Origin of the sequence: Prevotella herbatica (assembly GCF_017347605.1) — a bacterium.
GTDB classification, from domain to species: domain Bacteria; phylum Bacteroidota; class Bacteroidia; order Bacteroidales; family Bacteroidaceae; genus Prevotella; species Prevotella herbatica.
In genome coordinates this window covers 739,472-760,119 of the sequence record NZ_AP024484.1, presented here as the reverse complement: position 1 = coordinate 760,119, position 20,648 = coordinate 739,472, and the positions used below count along the sequence as shown (strand labels likewise).

Here is a 20,648-nt window from a genome sequence, read left to right as displayed (position 1 = left end):
TATGATTTTACTGTTTAATCATTTTTGTATTCCAGGATATCTCCTGGTTGACAATCAAGTGCGTTGCATATAGCTTCAAGGGTTGAAAATCGAATAGCTTTAGCCTTTCCTGTCTTTAATATCGACAAGTTAGCTGGGGTGATACCAACCCTTTCAGCCAGTTCACCACTCGAAATTTTGCGCCTAGCCATCATTACGTCTACATTTATTATTATTGACATTATAAATCCTCCTTAATTATATTGTCAATTCTTGCTCTTCCTTCATCTTGCGTCCGATTGTGAGAAGCTGAGAAATAATCAGCATGCCAATGCCAAGATAAAGAAGATAGCTACTAGGATAGTCACTGAAAGAAATATCATAATCTGAAATATTATACATTTTACTACTTTCTAAATAGTCTACACATGTTAAGCCCCATTCTGAAATATATTCTCCTATTAAGAAAATTCCCATCAACTTTATCTTCCGATCTGTCTTTTTGTCAAAGGCTTTCCCTCTGTTGACAGCAAGGATGATATTAAGAAATACTATCCAAAAAGCAAGTATGCAACCCAAATATATTATTGCTGAGAATAATCCAATGCAACTAGATAAGGTCGTTCTACCGTTGTTGCCAGCTGATGTTGCAACTCTTACATATCCAATTTGTATAGAGTCCATTTGTCCTGTAACATTGTTTTTAACAGCAGTAAGAAATTTATTATCGTTCTTTGCTTTAAGGTTTATGTAGCTTATTTGCTTCATATTGGTTTTTCTCTTCAGAAACTCTTGTTGTGCTTCAGCTGAATGCCAACCGTCTTTAAAACCTAAAGTGAGATCATCTACATTATTGTATATGTCAATAGTGAACCCAATGGCTATTGCTACAAGCAAAAGAATACAATATATATTAAACTTGCGTTTCATATTATATTTATTGTTTAGTTGATATTAATTATTGAATAACATATTTATATTATCGTTTTTCGATAATGCAAATGTATGGCAAATATCAATTCCATGCAAATAAAATGAGAAAAAGATATCGAAAAACGATGTTTTTTAACTTCTATTTGTATTTTTACTGCGTTTTATAACTCTTTTCTAGCAGATTGTCATCTTTTTGCTACATAAAGTTTCATTTATACCAATAATGCTCTTAAGTAATGTTATTATGTCATATTAATGCTTTTTACGACAAGGTTTATCTTTAGTTTATATCGGTATATAAAAGTCAACGGGACTTTACCTGCCAAGCAGATAAAGCCCCGTCTATCAATCATTCATCTATATTACAAAAACATTAAAATGACTTTAGTTGGAATTTATAGTGGATATTCGTCAAAGGCATATAATACCGTAGACAGATAGCGTTCACCTGTATCAGGCAACAAGGTAACAATAGTTTTGCCTTTATTTTCAGGACGCTTTGCAATCTCTGTTGCCGCAAAAGCTGCTGCACCTGAAGATATTCCAACCAAAAGTCCTTCTTGCTGTGCTAACTGGCGACCAGCCAATATTGCATCGTCATTCTCAACATCAAAGACTTCATCGATAAAGTCAGAGTTATAAGTTTTTGGAATGAAACCAGCTCCGATACCCTGAATCTTGTGAGGACCGCTAGCACCACCGTGAAGAACGGGAGATGATAATGGCTCTACAGCTATAATCTTAACATTTGGATTCTTTTCCTTCAAAGCCTTTCCTATACCAGATACCGTTCCACCAGTTCCAACACCAGCAACAAAGATATCTACTTTTCCTTCGGTATCATTCCATATTTCCTGACCTGTTGTTTCATAGTGCTTTTTAGGGTTGGCCGGATTTTCAAATTGTTCAAGAATTACACTTCCTGGAGTTGCATCACGCAGTTCTTCTGCTGCCTTGATAGCTCCTGGCATGCCGTCTTTACCACTTGTAAGTCTTACTTCGGCACCATAAGCCTTTACAAGGTTACGGCGTTCAACGCTCATCGTTTCAGGCATTGTTAGGATAAGTTTATATCCCTTTATTGCTGATACAAGAGCAAGACCTACACCAGTGTTACCACTTGTTGGTTCAATAATTGTTGCTCCTGGTTTAAGTTTTCCGTCTTTCTCAGCTGCTTCAATCATTGCAAGTCCAATACGGTCTTTTACGCTACCGCCTGGATTGAAGAATTCAACTTTTGCAATGATAGGAGTTTCAACTCCACGGAATTTTGAATACTTATTTAGCTCAACCAATGGGGTATTTCCAATAAGGTCGGTTATTTGTTTTGCAATCTTTGCCATAATATAATGTTTTAAATTGTTTCCTAATATGTTTTTATTTTACGTATTGAAATGCTTCGTCAAGTGCGTCGATAAGGTCTATCACGTTCTCTGTTCCAATGCTCAATCTTATAGTTGAAGGGTATATGTGTTGCTCTTCAAGTTCCTTTGGACTAAGCTGTGAATGAGTTGTTGTTGCTGGATGTATAACAAGACTCTTTACGTCTGCAACGTTTGCAAGCAGTGAAAATATCTTTAAGTGGTCTATGAAAGCCCAAGCCTCGTCTTGTCCGCCTTTTATGTCAAACGTAAATATACTGCCGCCGCCGTTAGGGAAGAGCTTTTGGTATAGTGCATGATCGGGATGTTCTGGCAATGAAGGGTGGTTTACCTTTGCCACCTTTGGATTCTTTGCCAGATATTCAACGATCTTCTTTGTATTGTATGCGTGCCTCTCCACACGTAGACTTAAAGTTTCAAGTCCCTGAATTAATATCCATGCATTGAATGGGCTTATTGTTGCACCAGTATCACGTAATATCACCGCACGTATTCTTGTTACGAACGCAGCTGCCCCAGCAACGTCTGCGAAAATAGCTCCATGATATGAAGGATCTGGTTTAGCTAGAGTAGGGTACTTGTCAGCGTTTGCTTTCCAGTCAAACTTACCGCCGTCAACGATTACTCCACCTAATGACGAACCGTGCCCCCCAATAAATTTTGTTGCAGAGTGAACAACGATGTCTGCTCCGTGTTCAATAGGTCTGATAAGATATGGAGTACCGAAAGTGTTGTCTACAATTACAATTGTGTTGTGCTTGTGAGCGATCTCTGAAATCTTGTCAATGTCAGTCACGCTAGCATTAGGATTACCGAAAGTCTCTATGATAACGGCTTTCGTGTTTGGACGGAAACCTGCATCTACCTCTTTAAAATCAGAAGGGTCTACGAATGAAACTTCTACACCTTGAGTAGTCAATGTATGTTCTAGTAGGTTAGTCGTTCCGCCATAAAGGTTGTTTGCTGCTAATATGTGGTCACCATTCTGAGCTACGTTTTGCAGCGCATAAGTAACCGCTGCTGCGCCTGATGCTACAGCAAGTCCAGCAACACCGCCTTCAAGGGCTGCAACTCTGTCTTCAAAAACACCTTGTGTTGAGTTAGTCAATCTTCCATAAATGTTTCCCGCATCACGAAGTCCAAATCTGTCTGAAGCATGTTGTGAATTGTGGAAAACATAACTTGTAGTCTGATAAATAGGTACAGCACGCGAATCCGTTGTTGGATCAGCGTTTTCCTGTCCTACATGAAGTTGAAGTGTCTCGAAGTGTAGTTTCTTTCCATTACTCATATTTAAACCCTTTCTTTTTACGTTATGTTTATATTCTAAATCATGTTGCAAAGGTACGGCAAATAATGATACGGTGAAATCACACATTCTGGGCATTTAGAATACCACATTTGTGGTATTTGGTTATTTCTTTGTCTCCAAATCGCGTTTTGATTTACTCTTTATCACTAACCATACACCAGAAAATACGAATATCACGGCTACTCCCTGCATGAGTGTAAATACTCCTATACCTGTTAAAATACTTACTGTAACCGACACGATAGGTTGCACATAATTATATATACTAACAACTGTCGGGCGCAGAGAATGCTGTCCAACCATCGTTAATATGTAACCCATATATGTTCCGAAGATCACAACGTATCCTGCTTCCCACCATGTCTTCGTAGGAACGATAGCCCAATTAAGGTCCATGACGTGACTTCCCGTGAAGGGCCATATCATCAGCGTTGCCCAAAGAAACATCCATTTGTTAACCGTAAATACAGAATACTTTTTTATAAGGTTGTTGAATAGTGCAAGATAAAGTGCAAAAGATAATTGGGCGCCAAGACACATCAGATCTCCACGTATGTCTCCAACCTTTGAACTTACAGCTGCAGCACTTGTAATGATCAGTATTATCGCTCCGCAACAACCAATGAATACTCCAAGTGCCTTTTGAAGTGTAATTGGTTCTTTCAATATAAAGAAAGACAGCACCATTGCAAATATAGGCATTGATGTTGTTACAATGCTTGAATTAACGGGTGACGTGATGCTCAATCCTATTGTGTAAAGACATTGATTACATACTAGTCCGAATATAGCAGCACCAGCAAGTAATAGCTTGTCTTTTGTTGGCACAGTTTCCTTCTTAACGAATATAGATGTAATCCAAAATAGTATAGCCCCACCCATAACCCTGAATGAAACCATATCTATACCGTCAATACCATGTGTCATTGCATCCTTTCCAAGCGGAGCCATAAGTCCCCAGAAAAACTCAGCTGTAAACATGCTGAGATGCGCCTGAAGTGGGATATTCTTGTTGTTACCCATTATAATAGTTTTATTAGTGTGCAAAATTATAAAAAAAATCACACTATTTGGAACTGTCTGTGATTTTTATTTGCTATATTTGCGGTATATAATTCTATTAATATGAAATATGCTGATTATATAGAGCAGATAGAGATAGAATCTCTTTGGAGCGGAACAAAACACATTGTGTGGAATTTGGACCGTAATGTTAATATCCTTAGTGGTATTAACGGTGTAGGAAAAAGTACTATTCTCAGCAAGGTTGTGAAAAGTCTTGCACAAGGCGGCGAGTTTCCAAGTCACTTGCTTAAAGGTGTACATCTGAAAGTTCAACCTGAAGATGCAAAATGGATACGCTTTGATGCTATACGCTCTTTTGATCGCCCACTGATGAATTCAGACACGATATCGAAGCTGGATTTAAGTCTGGCTACAGAACTTGACTGGCAATTATTCCAGCTTCAGCGTAAGTATCTGGATTATCAGGTAAACATTGGCAACAGAATTATCAATGCATTGCAATGTGGTGATCCTGATGCTGCTTTACAGGCTCAGAAAATATCGGAGTCAAAAAAACTGTTTCAGGATATGATAGATGATCTATTCAAGGAAACAGGAAAGAAGATTATCCGTACTGAAAACGAGATACGCTTTTCACAGATTGGCGAGACCCTTGTTCCTTATCAGTTATCAAGTGGTGAGAAGCAGATTCTTGCAATCCTGCTCACTGTATTGGTGGAAGATCAGAAACCGTATGTGCTGTTTATGGATGAACCAGAAGTGAGTCTGCATTTTGAGTGGCAGAAACAGCTTATTGAACTTGTGCTTAAATTGAATCCTAATTTACAGTTGATAATGACAACGCATAGTCCGGCAGTTGTAATGAACGGTTGGATGGAGCATGTCACCGAAGTAACGGATATTACTTTTTAGTGTGTTTATACCTAAAGTTATTAACTGATGTTTGAAGTCGGGGGGATGTAGATGTCTAAAAGATTAAACGAAAATATAACATCAAGATATTTCGAGGCTGCCAATAAATTGGGCTCAAAGAAAGCACGTCGAAAGATTATAGCTTATGTAGAGAGCTATGATGATGTGTTCTTTTGGCGTACCATACTTGGTAACTATGAAGATGATAGTCGTTATTTCGAAGTGATGCTTCCTACACGTATGAATCGTTTGGAACGTGGTAAAAAGGCTGCTATCGCCAATATTATGGATGGTGTGGGACATAATATGATTGCTTGTGTAGATGCAGATTACGATTATCTCATACAAGGTGCTTCGCCAGCTTCACGAACGCTTTTGACAAATAGTTATATCTTTCATACGTATGCTTATGCAATAGAAAATCTTCAATGCTATGCTCCTTCGTTGCATAATGTGGCAGTAGCAGTGGTGCTAAACGATCATAGTATCTTTGACTTTAATGAGTTCATGACAAGATATTCTGAAATTATCTATCCACTGTTCGTTTGGAATATATGGTATTATCGTAGCGACCATTATGCTGAGTTCACGATAACCGAATTTGATAATATCATCGAACTAGGCGATGTGAGAATTGATGACCCAGAATATTCTCTTGACAAACTTCACAAGAAAGTGTCACGTGCTGTTGATGGCTTTAAAAAGAAGAATCCTAATGCCCGCGAAAGTTATCTTGCATTAAAGGATGATTTAAACAGGTTAGGAGTGGATTCGTCTAATACGTATTTATATATACAGGGACATCATCTTTTTGATCATGTCGTCGTACCGATTATGGATAAAGTATGCGGTCGATTATATCGTGAGCGTGAGCAGGAAATAGGTGATCAGTCAGTTCACAACATGCAGTATCAGACCGAAATTTCAAGCTATAAAAATAGTGTTGGAGACATAACAGCAATGCTTAAGAAGAATATGGGTTACGCCATGTCACCGCAGTTTAAAAATATAATGAATGATGTCGCTGAATTTTTGGATGCGAAATAACAAACAAAATTTTATTGATTATGAGGAAAATTAAAACAGGAAAACCTTTGTCAGAGCGCGAAAACGAATCTCTGAATAGATATCTGGATGAAATAGGAAAGGAATTACTATTGTCTGATGACGAGGAAAAGCAACTTGCCGAAAAGATACAGATTGGAGGAAGTGCTGGTGAACGAGCTGTTGATAAGCTTGTTAAGGCAAATCTTCGCTTTGTCGTTTCTATCGCAAAGCAGTATACTGATAATGGCGTTGCGATAACCGATCTAATCAGTGAGGGTAATATTGGTATGATGAAGGCTGCGCAAAGCTTTGACGGTAGTCGTGGCAAGCGCTTTGTTGGTTATGCTGAGCCTTTTATTCGTGATGTTATTGTTCATGCTATCAATGAGCAAAGTGGTATCTATAACCTTCCGAAGAATGAGCGCAATCGAGAAGAGAAGGAAAACAGTCGTGCCTTTTCGGTAGATGCTCCATTGCAGAATGGTAAGAATTTGAGCTTGTTGAGTGTGCTATTTGATCCAGATGCTCCACGTCCAGACAAGTTAGCGCTTGACGAATCAATAAAGGCAGAGCTCCTTCAGTCAATGGATGTGCTTAATGACAGAGAACGTCGTATTGTTCAGGCTTTCTATGGAATAGGTCAGGATAATATAACTTTTGCTGAAATAGGTGAAAACATGGGGCTGAAGCGTGAACGTGTACGCCAGATAAGAGATAAGGCTGTGAGAAAGCTAGGTAAGAATACTACAAACGATACGTTGAGAGCATATCTTAGTTGATTATCAGTTAGCATCGCAAGTAAAATTAAACGTGCTAATAACAATAACCGCCCGCAAGGATTAAACACTTGCGGGCGGTATTTCTTTATTATATAGCGTTGAATCGCCATATCTTATTTCACTTCTTCAATGAGGTTCATTCCTTCTTCTACAGCTTGCATGTTAAGCGGTATAAGTTTGTGATGTCTTTCAGGAAGAGTTTTATAGAGTGCCTTGTTAAGACCATCGGTACTTACAATCTTGCAAACTTTTAGTAAGCCTCCTAAAACAATCATATTGAAAACTTTCGCATTCTTCATCTCGGCAGCCTTGTCCATTGCATCAATACGATATACAGTGATATCCTTTCGTGTAGGAGGGTTTATAATACCGAAACCATCGTAAATCAATATACCTCCAGGCTTTACCTTTGAGATAAACTTATCCATTGACGGTTGATTAAGAACAATTGCTATATCGAATTTACTTAATATAGGTGATGAAATGCGCTCGTCGCTTATGATAACCGTCACGTTAGCTGTACCGCCACGTTGTTCTGGACCATAGGCAGGCATCCATGTCACCTCTTTATCTTCAAGCAGTCCTGAATAGGCAAGAATCTTTCCCATTGAGAGAACACCCTGACCTCCAAAACCTGATATGATAATTTCTTTTTTCATTTCTTTTGGATTTTACCGTTAACTAAAGATTAGTAGTATCTTTAAGGTCTCCCTTTGGATACTCCTTGAACATGTGCTCTTCCATCCAGTCGTTAGCTTGCTTTGGTGAAAGTTTCCATCCACTGTTGCATGTTGACACGATTTCAACAAGACTTGAGCCTAATCCATTCATGGATGCATCAAAAGCTTTGCGTATCGCAGCCTTAGCCTTACGTATAGATGCTACGTTCTCAACACTCTGGCGAGAAACAAAGCATGTACCTGTAAGATGACTAGCTAGTTCTGTCATGTTAAGTGGGTATCCGTGCAATTCTGGTTCACGACCATAAGGACATGTTGCTGTCTTCTGTCCGATAAGAGTTGTAGGAGCCATCTGTCCTCCAGTCATACCATAAATGGCATTGTTGATGAAGATGATAGGTATATTCTCGCCACGATTCAGGGCGTGTATAGTCTCGCAAGTTCCGATACAAGCAAGGTCACCGTCACCCTGATATGTAAATACCAGACGATCTGGCCACAAGCGCTTTATACCTGTTGCAACAGCTGGTGCACGACCGTGAGGAGCTTCCTGCCAGTCAATATCAAGATAGCGATAGGCAAATACTGCACAACCTACCGGACTAACGCCAATAGTTTTATTCTGCATGCCCATTTCTTCTATTACCTCAGCTACCAATTTATGCACTACACCGTGAGAGCAACCGGCACAGTAGTGCATTGCCGTATCGTTCATAAGTTCTGGTTTCTTGTAAACCAGATTGTCAGGTGATATGATGTCGTTATTCATTGTCTATGAGTTTTGTTTTCAGAGCGTTAACAATTTCTTCAGGATCAGGAACAATACCTCCGAGACGTCCAAAGTGTTCTGTTGGTAAAGAGTTTCCTATAGCCAACTTCACGTCTTCAATCATCTGTCCTGCGTTTATTTCAGCAACAAGGATTCCTTTCTTACCCGCTACAGTCTTTCTAAGTTCCTTTTCAGGGAAAGGCCATAGTGTGATAGGGCGAAAGAGTCCTACTTTGATTCCACGCTTGCGTGCAATCTCCATGCTCTTCTCTGTAATACGTGCTGCGCTTCCGAATGCAACGATTACATAGTCGGCATCGTCACAGCCTGTTATCTCGCATCTTGTTTCAGTATCCTTTGCAAGTTGGTATTTCTCCTGAAGGTGCAGATTTATCTCTTCCATAACCTCAGGCTTAAGTTCAAGTGATGTAATGATATTCGGCTCACGTGAACTTGGTCTACCCATGGTAGCCCAAGGACATTCCTTTGCAATCTCTTCTTCTGTACGACGAGGCTTGATAGGAGGAAGAATAACCTTCTCCATCATCTGACCGATGACGCCATCGCTGAGAATCATAACCGGATTACGGTATTTGAACGCTAGTTCGAAAGATAGGTCAACAAAGTCAGCCATTTCCTGAACAGAAGCAGGAGCCAATACAATGACATTATAGTCACCATTTCCGCCTCCGCGTGTTGCCTGCATGTAATCACTCTGACTTGGCTGTATAGTTCCAAGTCCAGGACCTCCACGCTGAACGTTAACAATAACTCCTGGAATCTCGGCACCAGCCATGTATGAGATACCTTCCTGCATCAAAGCCACACCAGGGCTTGAACTTGTGGTTATGACACGCTTTCCAGCGCCTCCACCACCATATACCATATTAATAGATGCAACTTCACTTTCTGCTTGAAGAACAACCATACCCGTTGTCTCCCAAGGTTTCAAGAGAGCTAATGTCTCTATAATTTCACTTTGAGGTGTTATTGGATAACCAAAGAAAGCATCGGCTCCACAGCGAATCACTGCGTGTGCGATAGCTTCATTACCCTTCATAAGTGTTACTTCTTTTTTCTCCATAGGTAGATCTTTCTTTTAGTCTAATTTTTTACGATAAACGGTAATGCAGCCATCAGGGCATACAATTCCACATGAAGCACATCCGATGCAGTCATCGGCTTTAATTGCTTCAACGTAAGGATAACCGTGAACGTTGACTTTTCTTCCTGCTAATGCTAAAACGTCTTTAGGACAAGCGTCTACGCAAAGTGCGCAGCCCTTGCATCTGTCTTCGTTGATAACAACAGCACCTAATATTTTTCCCATTATAATTGTTTTTGAAAATGACAAGATTTAAGGATTATACATATCCTTGCAATAGTAAGCAAATATACTTTCAAGCATTCTCTTAGCTTCAACAGCAGGGCTGTTGGAATCTAAAGCTATTGCTTCCATGTAAGAATCAATAGCATGTTTGAAGTCTCCTTTCTTGCGATAAGAATTGCCAAGTTTGTAGTAATCTTCAGCCGTCATTGTGTTTTTTATATTTTTCCCGTGACAAATGTATGTAAGAGAAATGTAAATCCCGTATAAACAACTTTGATTTTAAACTATATTAAAATAGTTTTGCTAAAAAATGCGCACACCTATTTTGATTGTGCAATAATTAGAATATATTGTTCCATTCATCGGATAACTCCGTCATTTTATGAAATAGTATATTTGCACCTTCGTTTTTTAAGGCAGAATCGGGTAGTGGACCACTGTTGATTGCTACCGTGAAAATACCAGCAGATACTCCAGATTTTACACCAAGTGGAGCATTCTCAACAACGATTCCCTGTGACGGTTTAAGATTTCCAACCTTTCTTAATCCTATAAGATATGGATCAGGATATGGTTTGCCTCTCTTTACATTATAAGCTGTCGTGATGTGATCTTCATCAAGATATTTCCCGAAATCATGAAGAAGTCGGTCTATCAAAGGACGCTGACCGCTTCCCGTAACTACGTTGACCGACATTCCTGATTGAATGATTTTTTCCATCATGTCGGTTACTCCGTCAAAGATAGGAGCTATTGGCATGTCGTGGAATATTCTGGTCTTCTCGTCATAAATAGTTTGTGCTTCGTCAAGAGTGATATCCTTTCCAAGTTGGTCACGCATATACTTCTTGATAGTGTCTATGCCTCTTGCTCCTTCTGTAGCATACGCATCAGCTGCGGTCATGTTGATGCCGAATTTAGCCATGCTTTCCTGCCATGCAATTGCATGGTTGGGCATACTGTCATAAAGAACTCCATCCATGTCAAATAACACGCATTTGAAGTTCCAGCCAAACTTTTCTGATTTAGACATTACTTGAATGCCTTGTTGCCTTAAATATTCTGTAACAGCTTCTCGTATCATATTATAAAAATAGGTGGATGCAATTATTCAACTGCATCCACCATATTTGATATTGCGTTAGTTGAAACAACTAAACAGTTTTCATTTTTACTTCAGTTTTTCCTGTATAGCCTTGCTCTCAGCCTCGTATCCTGGCTTATTGAGCAGTGCAAACATATTCTTCTTGTAAGCCTCTACACCAGGTTGGTTGAATGGGTTTACCTCAAGAAGGTTACCGCTGATACCGCAAGCCATCTCAAAGAAGAATATAATCTGACCGATATAGTATTCGTTGAGCTCAGGAACGCTGAGGCGAATGTTAGGAACACCACCGTCAACATGTGCTAGACGTGTGCCAAGTTCTGCCATCTTGTTAACTTCGTCAACGCGCTTTCCTTCAAGGAAGTTAAGTCCGTCTAGATTCTCATCGTCGTGTGGGAACAAAAGAGTCTTGTTTGGCTTCTCAATACTGATTACAGTCTCGAAGATAGAACGCTCACCTTCCTGAATCCACTGACCCATAGAGTGCAAGTCTGTTGTGAAGTCACAAGCTGCAGGGAAGATACCCTTACCGTCTTTGCCTTCGCTCTCTCCGAAAAGCTGCTTCCACCATTCAGACATGAAATGAAGTTTTGGCTGGAAGTTGACGATGATCTCAATCTTCTTTCCTGCCTGACTATATAGACCGTTACGTACGGCTGCATATTTAGCTGCAATATTCTCAGCAAAAGGAACATCCTTACCTGTAGCCTTTTCCATATCCTGAGCACCCTTTACAAGAGCCTTGATGTCGAAGCCTGCGCATGCAATAGGAAGAAGACCTACTGGAGTGAGTACAGAGAAACGACCACCAATATTATCAGGAATAATGAAAGACTTATAGCCTTCTTTGTCTGCGCAAGTACGGGCAGCACCCTTCTTTGCATCTGTAACAGCTACGATAACATCTTTAGCTTCATTCTTACCTCTCTGCTCTTCGCATTGCTTCTTTAGAAGACGGAATGTAAGTGCAGTCTCAGTTGTTGTACCAGACTTACTGATGTTGATAACACCGAATTTCTTACCCTTAAGATACTCTGTGAGTTCTGAAAGATAATCCTCTCCGATGTTGTTTCCTGCAAACATGATAGTTGGGTTCTTCTTGTCTTCAATAAGCCATGCAAAACTGTTACCGAGAGCTTCGATAACGGCGCGTGCGCCAAGATAAGAACCACCGATACCTGCAACAACAACAACATCGCACTTCTCACGTATTGTTTTGGCTACAGCCTCTACTTCGTCAAGAAATGTTGGTGTGATGCTTGATGGCAAGTGAAGCCATCCTAGAAAATCGTTACCCGGGCAAGTGCCATTCTCAAGAGCTTCCTGAGCGGCCTTAACCTGACCTTCATAAGCTTCAACAGCTCCTGATTTCAGGAATTGTTCAGCCTTTGTAATGTCTAAGCTAATATTTTTCATTGAATCTTTAATTTTCAAGATCTCTTTTATAAGATCATAACTATCTAAAACTGTCTGTTAATAACTTTATTTCAATCTGAGGATTTATTCTTTCATACAATATGTTATATACTGCATCAAGAATAGGCATGTTCACGTGCATGTGTCGATTTATCTCCTTCATGCATTTTGTTCCGAAGAATCCTTCGGCAATCATTTCCATTTCTATCTGTGCACTCTTTACAGAGTATCCCTTTCCAATCATAGTTCCGAAAGTTCGGTTACGGCTGAAGTTGCTGTATCCTGTCACCAAGAGGTCACCAAGATAAACACTGTCGTATATGTTTCGTTCAATAGGATGAACGGCTGTAAGAAAGCGATTCATTTCCTGAACGGCATTTGCTACCAGCACAGCTTGGAAGTTGTCACCGTATTTAAGTCCGTTGCATATACCGGCAGCTATTGCATATACATTCTTCAATACAGAAGAATATTCAATGCCTATCACATCGCTGGATGTCTTTGTCTTTATGAAGTCGCTTGTGAGGATATCGGCAAACGATTGTGCCTTTTCCTTGTCAGAACATCCTACTGTGAGGTATGAAAGACGTTCCAATGCCACTTCCTCTGCATGAGACGGACCACCTATGCACGCCAAGTTGTCATAAGGAACATCATACACCTGATGGAAATATTCAGAACATACAAGGTTCTCGTCGGGAACAATACCCTTTATCGCTGTAACGATAAATTTATCACGCAGTCCTGTCTTTAGTTTCTTAAGATGATTCTTAAGATAGGGAGACGGAGTGACAAAAACAAGTGTGTCGTAGTTCTGCGCCATTTTGTTTATGTCGTTAAAGAAATTAATCTCATCGACATTGAAATGAGCACTCATCAGATAGGCAGGGTTGTGACCTAGTCGCTTAAAATCGTCTATTCGGTCATCGCGACGCATATACCATCCTATGTGATGAGTATGTCCCACCACGATTTTGGCTATGGCCGTAGCCCACGAACCGCCACCAATGATTGCTATCTTTCCGCAATTATACATTAGCCTTGTCTATCCAGGCCTGAATGTCTTCAACACTAGGCTTTTCGTATCCAAGTTTATATTTCTTGTTTATTTCTCCGATTTTTTGCTGCAATCCCTGAGCTTTCTCATCCTTTATATCATTGATAAGGTTGAATCCTGCTTTACGCATTACGTAACCCCAATCTTCTGCTACACCGATTTCAGCCCATTCCTTGATAGAGCTCTGTGGCATCTTAGCCTCTGGCTTCATCTGTGGGAACAGCATAATCTCTTGAATATTCTCTTTACCAATCATCAGCATACAAAGACGGTCAATACCGATACCGATACCTGATGTTGGAGGCATACCGTATTGCAATGAACGCAAGAAGTCCTGATCAATAATCATCGCCTCGTCATCACCCTTGTCGGCAAGTGCCATCTGGTCCTTAAATCTCTCTTCCTGATCAATAGGGTCGTTAAGCTCAGAATATGCGTTAGCAAGTTCCTTACCGTTTACCATAAGTTCAAAACGCTCTGTAAGCCCTGGCTTTGAGCGGTGCATCTTAGTAAGCGGACTCATCTCTACAGGATAGTCCGTTATGAATGTTGGCTGAATGAATGTGCCTTCGCAGAACTCTCCGAAAATCTCATCAATAAGTTTGCCCTTGCCGAAGCTCTCGTCGATGCTTTCCATCTTCAAGTCTTCGATAGCAATCTTGCGAATTTCATCTTCGTTCTTCTCTGAAAGGTCAAAACCAGTCTTTTCTTTTATAGCGTCAAGGATAGGGAGACGACGGAATGGAGCCTTAAAGCTAATCATATTCTCGCCGTTCTTTACCTCAGTAGAACCATTGTTTACAGCCTTGCATATTGTTTCAAGCAACTCCTCTGTAAACGTCATCATCCAGTTGTAGTCTTTGTACTGAACATAAAGTTCCATACATGTGAACTCAGGATTATGGTATTTGTCCATACCCTCGTTACGGAAGTTCTTTCCTATTTCGTAAACGCCCTCGAAACCACCAACGATGAGGCGTTTCAAATAAAGTTCTGTGGCGATACGCATATACATATCAACGTTAAGTGCGTTGAAATGTGTTATAAATGGACGTGCGCTTGCACCTCCGGCAATACTTTGCAATGTTGGAGTTTCAACCTCGGTATAACCATGGTTGTCGAAGAAATTGCGCATTGTACGCAATACTGTTGCACGTTTCAAGAAAGTGTCTTTTACACCATCGTTAACAATAAGGTCAACATAGCGCTGACGTGCACGAAGTTCAGGATCGTCAAATTTGTCATAAGCCACACCGTCTTTATATTTAACGATAGGCAGGGGCTTCAAACTCTTGCTTAGAATAGTGATTTCCTTTGCATGAATACTGATTTCGCCAGTCTGTGTCTTGAATACAAAACCTTTGATACCGATGAAGTCACCGATATCCATCAATTTCTTGAAGACTTTGTTGTATAAGTCTTTATCCTCGTCAGGACAAATATCGTCACGAGAAATATAAACTTGTATACGTCCTTTGCTATCTTGTATCTCCGCAAAACTAGCCTTACCCATAATACGGCGGCTCATCATACGGCCTGCGACAACAACGTCGCGTTGCTCGTCATCCTTGAACTCAGCCTTTATTTCGGTTGAGAATGCGTTCGTTGGAAACTCTGCTGCTGGATATGGATCAATGCCCATTTCGCGCAGTTCTTGAAGACATTGTCTGCGAATTATCTCCTGTTCACTTAACTCTAAAACGTTCATATTATTATTTCGAATATATTCTTGTTCCAAGGTGCAAAAGTAATAAATAAATCTGAATTTGAACTGCTTTTTATCTTTTTTATGTATATTGCGCTGGGTGATGCTTTATATATGCAGATTTTTTTGTATCTTTGCACGCATTTTAGAATAACCGAGTACTTGGTAAACCTCGTAAAAAACAAGAAAATGAATAAAGCAAAAAGTTCAGTAAGTGTGCTGTTTATGCTTTTCAGTATACTATTCTGTGTTTGTCTAATAGCGGCAAACGTATTGGAAACAAAGCAAATTTCAGTTGGTGGGATCAGTCTCACCGGAGGACTCTTAGTATTTCCTGTGTCTTATATTATTAATGACTGTGTATGCGAAGTTTGGGGATATGGCAAAGCTCGTCTGCTTATATGGATAGGGTTTGCAATGAACTTCTTTTTCGTGTCCTTAGGTGCATTGTGTGATGCCATTCCGGGTGCACCTTATTGGACCAATGATGTCGGCTTTCATGCCGTGTTCGGACTTGCTCCACGTATAGCTTTGGCTTCGTTTGTAGCTTTCATTGCAGGCAGTTTTGTCAATGCTTATATTATGAGTCGGATGAAGATACGTGATAAGGGTAGAAATTTCTCAGCACGTGCCATATTGAGTACTGTTTTTGGTGAGACGGCAGACTCAATACTCTTTTTCCCTCTAGCTTTGGGTGGTGTAGTTCCTTTAAATGAACTGCCTAAGCTTATGCTCTGGCAAGTAGTTTTAAAAACAGTATACGAGATAATCGTACTCCCTGTTACTATTAAGGTAGTGAAGTTTTTAAAATCATATGAAGGTGAGGATGCCTATGATGACGGCATAAGTTATAACATATTGAAAATTTTTAATATCTAGAATATGGAAAGAAAAGAAGAAGGATTGCATGCTCTTGGCGCAAAGACCAAGTATAGCATGGATTATGCTCCTGAAACACTTGAAACATTTACCAATAAGCATCCTGGTAATGATTATTGGGTGCAGTTCAACTGTCCAGAGTTTACATCATTGTGTCCAATCACTGGTCAGCCAGACTTTGCAGAGATACGTATCAGTTATATTCCAGCCGAGAAGATGGTTGAGAGCAAGAGTCTGAAGTTGTATCTGTTCAGTTTCCGTAATCATGGTGATTTTCATGAGGATTGTGTAAACACGATCATGAAAGACCTCATCAAACTAATGGAACCCAAATACATTGAGGTTACTGGTTATTTCACACCACGTGGTGGCATCAGTATTTTCCCGTATGCCAATTATGGTATGCCGAATACGAAGTATGAGAAATTAGCAGAACATCGATTCTTTAATCATAACATGGATAAATAATAATTGCGGCAAATTTGCCGCATTTTTTTTGTCACAATGATCTGTTGGCGGAATTATGCACTGATCATATTTAGTCACTAGTGTCCAATTAATATTATTAACATTTAGTGTAAAGTAAAAATAAATGTTTATATACTAGATTTCACTGTGGCGACTTGAATTTTGTACATTTAGGCAGTCTTCTCTACGTTTTTTGGCGTTTTTTAGCTACGGAGCTACGTTATCTCTCGCCAAGCCTATAAACAGAGGGGGGTGGAACGTAGCTAGATCCATTTAGCTTCGGTAAGCTACGTTTTAGCTACGTTATCTATTTCTATATATATTAATGTACGCGCCTTCGTGCGCACACTTAGGGTTTTGGAAAATATAAGTGTCGAAGTGTCAATATAATGAATATGAGTGTTTTATCGACGAATTAGATTAAATAAAGTGACGGTGATTTGACGGTTAAATTTCAAGTTTTGCATGCGTTTCTATATAGAAACGTAACTCATTCCATATAGAAACGCAAACGTTTCTACGATGTTTTACCTCCTATTTCTTCGTAAAACGCAATGCATTTCATCGTAAAAAGGATTGCAAAACATCGCAAAACGCAACGAAATACTTCGTAAAGTGGAATGCAATATGAGGAAAATTTTCACCCATATTTTACCGACGAATAACCGACACTTTATTCGACTCGAAAAGAGTCCTAATAAGTTGATGCTCAATGGATAGACGCTTAGACACTTATTTTTACGAAAAACTCAGAGTGTGCGTATACGCACGTGCGTGAATTACAGATGTGTAGCACATAGTAATTAAAACTTTGGCTAACAGGCTAAGCTAAATCTGATTGCATGGACAAAAATTTTGCAGTATCTTTGCCGAGAATTCAGCGGAATTAGGCAGAATATTTAAACAAGCTTGAAAATTCTGTTCTCGTTTAATACATCTATTTATAAATCCTCAGTTCCTCAGATACAGCAAACGATTCTTGGATAAATTCATTCATAGAATACATTTCATCCTTAAAATGACACAAGTTGACGTAGCTAAAACGTAGCTTGACGTAGCTAAAAAATGAGGTTGCGAGCCAGCAACCAATTGTAAATCAAATATTTAATATGCCGTCGTAGCTTCGTAGCTAAAAAATATGAAATTGGTAGGGGGCGTCATCTTTCTTCTTGCTACACACAATTTAATGATTTCTTGGAATATATTTCTAAAATTATCGTAGAAGCCTATAACCCTGTCGATACAAGGAGGTGATAAATATGTGTATCTTTGTTAAATAGTCTGGAAAAAATCAGAAGTTCTTTTGAATTATAGATTATTTTTCTTTACTTTTGCAGATCGATACCATTTCGATAAAAACTTAAAATTAAATGAACCAATGGGATATCCTGCAAAAAAAGATTTATTTTTTGAGCATAATGTTTTGAACTTACGCTGTAGACAGTTGATAAACAATGTCCTCCAGCTCATCATACCTAAGACTATGAAAACAAAGTTTACCTTGCTTATAATGGTTTTTCTGTATAGTATGACCTCGTCGGCACAGTGCTATAAAGGAAAAGTGTGTGATGCAGAAAGTAAGCAGCCGCTGATGGGTGCGACAGTACAGTTGTTTAACAAGCAGAATGTTTTTGTCTGTGGTGCATTGACGAATGCAGATGGTTCCTTCTCGGTGCAAGCTACAAAGGACTCCATTGCGAAGGTGGCTGTCTCTTACATCGGATATGCGCGCTATATGAAGCAGGACGAGAAAAGGTTGCAGGAAGACCTCGGTACAATCATGCTTCAGGCGGGACAGACACTTGCTGACGTGGTGGTTACAGGTCACCAAAAAAAGCAAAACATTGACACGGACCAGTATTTGGTAACCGAAGCTATGAGGAAAGGAACGCAAAATGCATCGCAGCTACTGGCAAAACTTCCCGGAGTGAGAAGGGATTGGGTTACAGACGAAATCCAAATTAACGGAGAGAAAGATGTGGTGCTGTTGGTGAACGATGTGGAAAAGCCACAGGACTATATCCGAGAGGTGAATCCAAAGCGAATAGCCTATGTTGATATCACTTATCGTCCTACAGGAAAGTATGCCGGACATGCCGTTCTGGTGAATCTAAGACTGAAAGACGACTATGTAGGTTGGGACTTCACGCCACTGACTCGTGATGCCTTTTTCTTTAACAACAAGAATGGCGGTTTTCTGACTTTCTTCGCGCCATTCACCTATTCATTGAACAAATGGAACTTTTATGTGTCGCCTAATTATAGGGTTAACCATGGTAAAAATGCGTCGAGCCTTGAGACGGAATATACAGATAAATATAAGAAGAAATCGCTTGGTAAGGTGGACTTAGCACATCCCAACGATATTAGTTATTTTTATGATCCGTCTATAACGGTAGGTGTGGACTACAGGATTGCCAAGGATCACACGCTGTCATTGCAGATGGAGGGCGAATGGACCGACGTAAAGAACAGAACCAGCTATGACTTGGAGACGACGGACTCAGGATTGACGAGTAAGGCAAGCCAGGCATCGTATGACAACTATAAGACGAACGAATATACCGTGGGACTGTTTTATAGCGGACAGATTAAGAATATAAACATCAATAGTGATATCTCATATAACAATTATGCTATTAATGAGAATCGCCTCTACAGCGAGACGGGAATGAATGACAATGTGAACTCGACACATGGAAAGAAGGATTTCATTAGATATTACTTTAATGCTGCCATTCCCTTTGCAAAGAAATGGAACTTCAACATTGACTATTCGTTGATGTGGCGAAAATATATAAACACTAACCTAGCGACTAACGAAGAAATTTATACGTCTATCAACAATCGTAACCGTGTGGGGGGTATGCTGTCTTATCAGCCCACTGACAATTTCAGTATTAGACTTGGTCTGGGGTGGAACAACGTCATCGACAGAAATACTTCAGGTCGTGTCAGCCACACTACTTGGGAACCAGGTGGATCGCTGTTCTGGAAACCATTCAATATACTGGCGTGCAGGGTGAACTATACCTGCGATACAAGCTATCCTAGTCTTGACCAATTGTCTACCAATCAATATAATGTGGACAGGTGGATAATACACATGGGCAATCCATTCCTGAAACAGACTGTGGAGCATCAGGTATATTCTACAGTGAGCATTGACAAGTGGTTCACGCTATATCAGAAAACGTATATCAACCAGAATGAGATTAATTCCATCTATAGCAAGAATGCAAACGGAATGATCGTAGAAAGTAACTTCAATGCGGACAAATCTCAGTTTTGCTATGGCATCACGGGACAGTATCAGTTGCTGAAAGGATTGATGTTCAATGAGGATATTTGTTATTTTACGGAAAAGTTAAGAAACGAGACATACGCATGCGATGAGAATGGACATGGCTTTACCATGCGTTCTGAACTCAATTATATGTTGCAGCGTCAGAAGTTAAGCTTCCGACTCATGCACATTTATGTGAATGATAATAAGGCTGTTTTTCAGGGAGAGCATGTATGGGGATTAAACACGATGATGTTTACAGTGGTCCATCCATTCTTTAAGAATAATATGCCGGTTGCTCTGAACATAGTAGTTCCAATAGACAATATGAATGACAAACGACACGATGGAATTTCGATAGACGGCTACTCCACGAAAACGTATTATACCGATCAAAATAATTCCGGGTTTGGTGTTATGCTTGTTGCGAAATATAAATTTGGAGGAGGCAAGTCGACACGAAAGAGCGACAACAGCTTTAACAACGATGCTGAGAAAAAGGCACCAAGCATTTAGTCTTCAACGGAAAGAGTATAAATTAGAGGAAAGAAACTGGAATTGCTAATGGTGTTAGCATAACAAG

General features: G+C 39.8%; 20 protein-coding genes. 6 read left to right on the top strand and 14 right to left on the bottom strand.

The features are described from left to right. Positions 1-14 precede the first annotated feature (14 nt). From prwr041_RS02930 to prwr041_RS02910, 5 genes are all read right to left on the bottom strand, one after another. Positions 15-221, bottom strand: coding sequence for a helix-turn-helix domain-containing protein (locus prwr041_RS02930; protein WP_207154833.1), 207 nt, complete (start codon positions 219-221; stop codon positions 15-17). 16 nt (positions 222-237) lie between these two features. Then, entirely contained in the window at positions 238-909 is a 672-nt protein-coding gene (locus prwr041_RS02925; protein ID WP_207154832.1) for a DUF2975 domain-containing protein, read from the bottom strand. 398 nt (positions 910-1,307) lie between these two features. After that, a complete protein-coding gene (gene cysK / locus prwr041_RS02920; protein ID WP_207154831.1) occupies positions 1,308-2,255 on the bottom strand; it encodes a cysteine synthase A in 948 nt (315 codons plus the stop codon). 34 nt (positions 2,256-2,289) lie between these two features. After that, complete coding sequence (locus prwr041_RS02915; protein WP_207154830.1) at positions 2,290-3,585, bottom strand: O-acetylhomoserine aminocarboxypropyltransferase/cysteine synthase family protein; 1,296 nt, start codon at positions 3,583-3,585, stop codon at positions 2,290-2,292. A 123-nt stretch (positions 3,586-3,708) separates the two neighbouring features. Continuing rightward, positions 3,709-4,629: a DMT family transporter gene (locus tag prwr041_RS02910; protein WP_207154829.1), complete on the bottom strand. Its 921-nt coding sequence runs from the start codon at positions 4,627-4,629 to the stop codon at positions 3,709-3,711. Between the two features lie 102 nt (positions 4,630-4,731). Here prwr041_RS02910 and prwr041_RS02905 point away from each other — a divergent pair, with 102 nt between their 5' ends. Genes prwr041_RS02905 through prwr041_RS02895 form a run of 3 tightly spaced genes read left to right on the top strand, consistent with a single transcriptional unit; the run spans position 4,732 to position 7,370 of the window. Next, positions 4,732-5,544, top strand: coding sequence for an AAA family ATPase (locus tag prwr041_RS02905; RefSeq protein WP_207154828.1), 813 nt, complete (start codon positions 4,732-4,734; stop codon positions 5,542-5,544). Positions 5,545-5,595: 51 nt separating this feature from the next. Then, positions 5,596-6,591 (top strand): DUF4435 domain-containing protein, encoded by a 996-nt coding sequence (locus prwr041_RS02900; protein ID WP_207154827.1) that lies wholly within the window; start codon positions 5,596-5,598, stop codon positions 6,589-6,591. Positions 6,592-6,611: 20 nt separating this feature from the next. Then, on the top strand, positions 6,612-7,370 hold the full coding sequence (locus prwr041_RS02895; protein ID WP_207154826.1) for a sigma-70 family RNA polymerase sigma factor: 759 nt from the start codon (positions 6,612-6,614) through the stop codon (positions 7,368-7,370). Positions 7,371-7,483: 113 nt separating this feature from the next. Here the strand turns inward: prwr041_RS02895 and prwr041_RS02890 are convergent, their stop codons facing one another. The 9 genes from prwr041_RS02890 to lysS form a co-directional block, all read right to left on the bottom strand. Then, a complete protein-coding gene (locus prwr041_RS02890) occupies positions 7,484-8,029 on the bottom strand; it encodes a 2-oxoacid:acceptor oxidoreductase family protein (protein ID WP_207154825.1) in 546 nt (181 codons plus the stop codon). Between the two features lie 22 nt (positions 8,030-8,051). After that, positions 8,052-8,819 carry a thiamine pyrophosphate-dependent enzyme gene (locus prwr041_RS02885; RefSeq protein WP_207154824.1) on the bottom strand — a complete coding sequence of 256 codons (768 nt, stop codon included), beginning with the start codon at positions 8,817-8,819 and terminating at the stop codon, positions 8,052-8,054. After that, positions 8,812-9,903 (bottom strand): 3-methyl-2-oxobutanoate dehydrogenase subunit VorB, encoded by a 1,092-nt coding sequence (locus prwr041_RS02880; RefSeq protein WP_207154823.1) that lies wholly within the window; start codon positions 9,901-9,903, stop codon positions 8,812-8,814. The genes prwr041_RS02885 and prwr041_RS02880 overlap by 8 nt, the downstream gene beginning before the upstream one ends. Before the next feature lie 15 nt (positions 9,904-9,918). Next, positions 9,919-10,149, bottom strand: a complete 231-nt coding sequence (locus prwr041_RS02875; protein WP_207154822.1) for a 4Fe-4S dicluster domain-containing protein — start codon at positions 10,147-10,149, stop codon at positions 9,919-9,921. Between the two features lie 27 nt (positions 10,150-10,176). Continuing rightward, positions 10,177-10,356 carry a tetratricopeptide repeat protein gene (locus prwr041_RS02870; RefSeq protein WP_207154821.1) on the bottom strand — a complete coding sequence of 60 codons (180 nt, stop codon included), beginning with the start codon at positions 10,354-10,356 and terminating at the stop codon, positions 10,177-10,179. Positions 10,357-10,489: 133 nt separating this feature from the next. Then, on the bottom strand, positions 10,490-11,233 hold the full coding sequence (locus tag prwr041_RS02865) for an HAD family hydrolase (RefSeq protein ID WP_394370804.1): 744 nt from the start codon (positions 11,231-11,233) through the stop codon (positions 10,490-10,492). A gap of 87 nt (positions 11,234-11,320) precedes the next feature. Next, positions 11,321-12,670 (bottom strand): glucose-6-phosphate isomerase, encoded by a 1,350-nt coding sequence (locus tag prwr041_RS02860; protein ID WP_207154820.1) that lies wholly within the window; start codon positions 12,668-12,670, stop codon positions 11,321-11,323. Positions 12,671-12,710: 40 nt separating this feature from the next. Beyond that, on the bottom strand, positions 12,711-13,706 hold the full coding sequence (locus prwr041_RS02855) for an NAD(P)H-dependent glycerol-3-phosphate dehydrogenase (RefSeq protein WP_207154819.1): 996 nt from the start codon (positions 13,704-13,706) through the stop codon (positions 12,711-12,713). Beyond that, the gene (gene lysS / locus prwr041_RS02850) at positions 13,699-15,435 is read right to left on the bottom strand and encodes a lysine--tRNA ligase (RefSeq protein WP_207154818.1); all 1,737 of its coding nucleotides are present in this window, start codon (positions 15,433-15,435) and stop codon (positions 13,699-13,701) included. Before lysS ends, prwr041_RS02855 begins: the two co-directional genes overlap by 8 nt. Before the next feature lie 186 nt (positions 15,436-15,621). On the opposite strand from lysS, the gene prwr041_RS02845 reads away from it, so the two are divergent. The 3 genes from prwr041_RS02845 to prwr041_RS02835 all read left to right on the top strand — a co-directional run bounded on the left by prwr041_RS02845 (position 15,622) and on the right by prwr041_RS02835 (position 20,581). After that, the gene (locus prwr041_RS02845) at positions 15,622-16,311 is read left to right on the top strand and encodes a queuosine precursor transporter (protein ID WP_207154817.1); all 690 of its coding nucleotides are present in this window, start codon (positions 15,622-15,624) and stop codon (positions 16,309-16,311) included. 3 nt (positions 16,312-16,314) lie between these two features. Then, positions 16,315-16,779, top strand: coding sequence for a preQ(1) synthase (gene queF, locus prwr041_RS02840; RefSeq protein WP_207154816.1), 465 nt, complete (start codon positions 16,315-16,317; stop codon positions 16,777-16,779). Positions 16,780-18,262: 1,483 nt separating this feature from the next. Then, positions 18,263-20,581 (top strand): TonB-dependent receptor, encoded by a 2,319-nt coding sequence (locus tag prwr041_RS02835; RefSeq protein ID WP_207154815.1) that lies wholly within the window; start codon positions 18,263-18,265, stop codon positions 20,579-20,581. Positions 20,582-20,648: the final 67 nt, after the last annotated feature.

Bases quoted from the DNA above. Each gene is read 5' to 3' on its own strand.
- prwr041_RS02930 (WP_207154833.1), bottom strand. From the start codon at position 221: ATGTCAATAATAATAAATGTAGACGTAATGATGGCTAGGCGCAAAATT.
- prwr041_RS02925 (WP_207154832.1), bottom strand. From the start codon at position 909: ATGAAACGCAAGTTTAATATATATTGTATTCTTTTGCTTGTAGCAATA.
- cysK (WP_207154831.1), bottom strand. From the start codon at position 2,255: ATGGCAAAGATTGCAAAACAAATAACCGACCTTATTGGAAATACCCCA.
- prwr041_RS02915 (WP_207154830.1), bottom strand. From the start codon at position 3,585: ATGAGTAATGGAAAGAAACTACACTTCGAGACACTTCAACTTCATGTA.
- prwr041_RS02910 (WP_207154829.1), bottom strand. From the start codon at position 4,629: ATGGGTAACAACAAGAATATCCCACTTCAGGCGCATCTCAGCATGTTT.
- prwr041_RS02905 (WP_207154828.1), top strand. From the start codon at position 4,732: ATGAAATATGCTGATTATATAGAGCAGATAGAGATAGAATCTCTTTGG.
- prwr041_RS02900 (WP_207154827.1), top strand. From the start codon at position 5,596: ATGTCTAAAAGATTAAACGAAAATATAACATCAAGATATTTCGAGGCT.
- prwr041_RS02895 (WP_207154826.1), top strand. From the start codon at position 6,612: ATGAGGAAAATTAAAACAGGAAAACCTTTGTCAGAGCGCGAAAACGAA.
- prwr041_RS02890 (WP_207154825.1), bottom strand. From the start codon at position 8,029: ATGAAAAAAGAAATTATCATATCAGGTTTTGGAGGTCAGGGTGTTCTC.
- prwr041_RS02885 (WP_207154824.1), bottom strand. From the start codon at position 8,819: ATGAATAACGACATCATATCACCTGACAATCTGGTTTACAAGAAACCA.
- prwr041_RS02880 (WP_207154823.1), bottom strand. From the start codon at position 9,903: ATGGAGAAAAAAGAAGTAACACTTATGAAGGGTAATGAAGCTATCGCA.
- prwr041_RS02875 (WP_207154822.1), bottom strand. From the start codon at position 10,149: ATGGGAAAAATATTAGGTGCTGTTGTTATCAACGAAGACAGATGCAAG.
- prwr041_RS02870 (WP_207154821.1), bottom strand. From the start codon at position 10,356: ATGACGGCTGAAGATTACTACAAACTTGGCAATTCTTATCGCAAGAAA.
- prwr041_RS02865 (WP_394370804.1), bottom strand. From the start codon at position 11,233: ATGATACGAGAAGCTGTTACAGAATATTTAAGGCAACAAGGCATTCAA.
- prwr041_RS02860 (WP_207154820.1), bottom strand. From the start codon at position 12,670: ATGAAAAATATTAGCTTAGACATTACAAAGGCTGAACAATTCCTGAAA.
- prwr041_RS02855 (WP_207154819.1), bottom strand. From the start codon at position 13,706: ATGTATAATTGCGGAAAGATAGCAATCATTGGTGGCGGTTCGTGGGCT.
- lysS (WP_207154818.1), bottom strand. From the start codon at position 15,435: ATGAACGTTTTAGAGTTAAGTGAACAGGAGATAATTCGCAGACAATGT.
- prwr041_RS02845 (WP_207154817.1), top strand. From the start codon at position 15,622: ATGAATAAAGCAAAAAGTTCAGTAAGTGTGCTGTTTATGCTTTTCAGT.
- queF (WP_207154816.1), top strand. From the start codon at position 16,315: ATGGAAAGAAAAGAAGAAGGATTGCATGCTCTTGGCGCAAAGACCAAG.
- prwr041_RS02835 (WP_207154815.1), top strand. From the start codon at position 18,263: ATGAAAACAAAGTTTACCTTGCTTATAATGGTTTTTCTGTATAGTATG.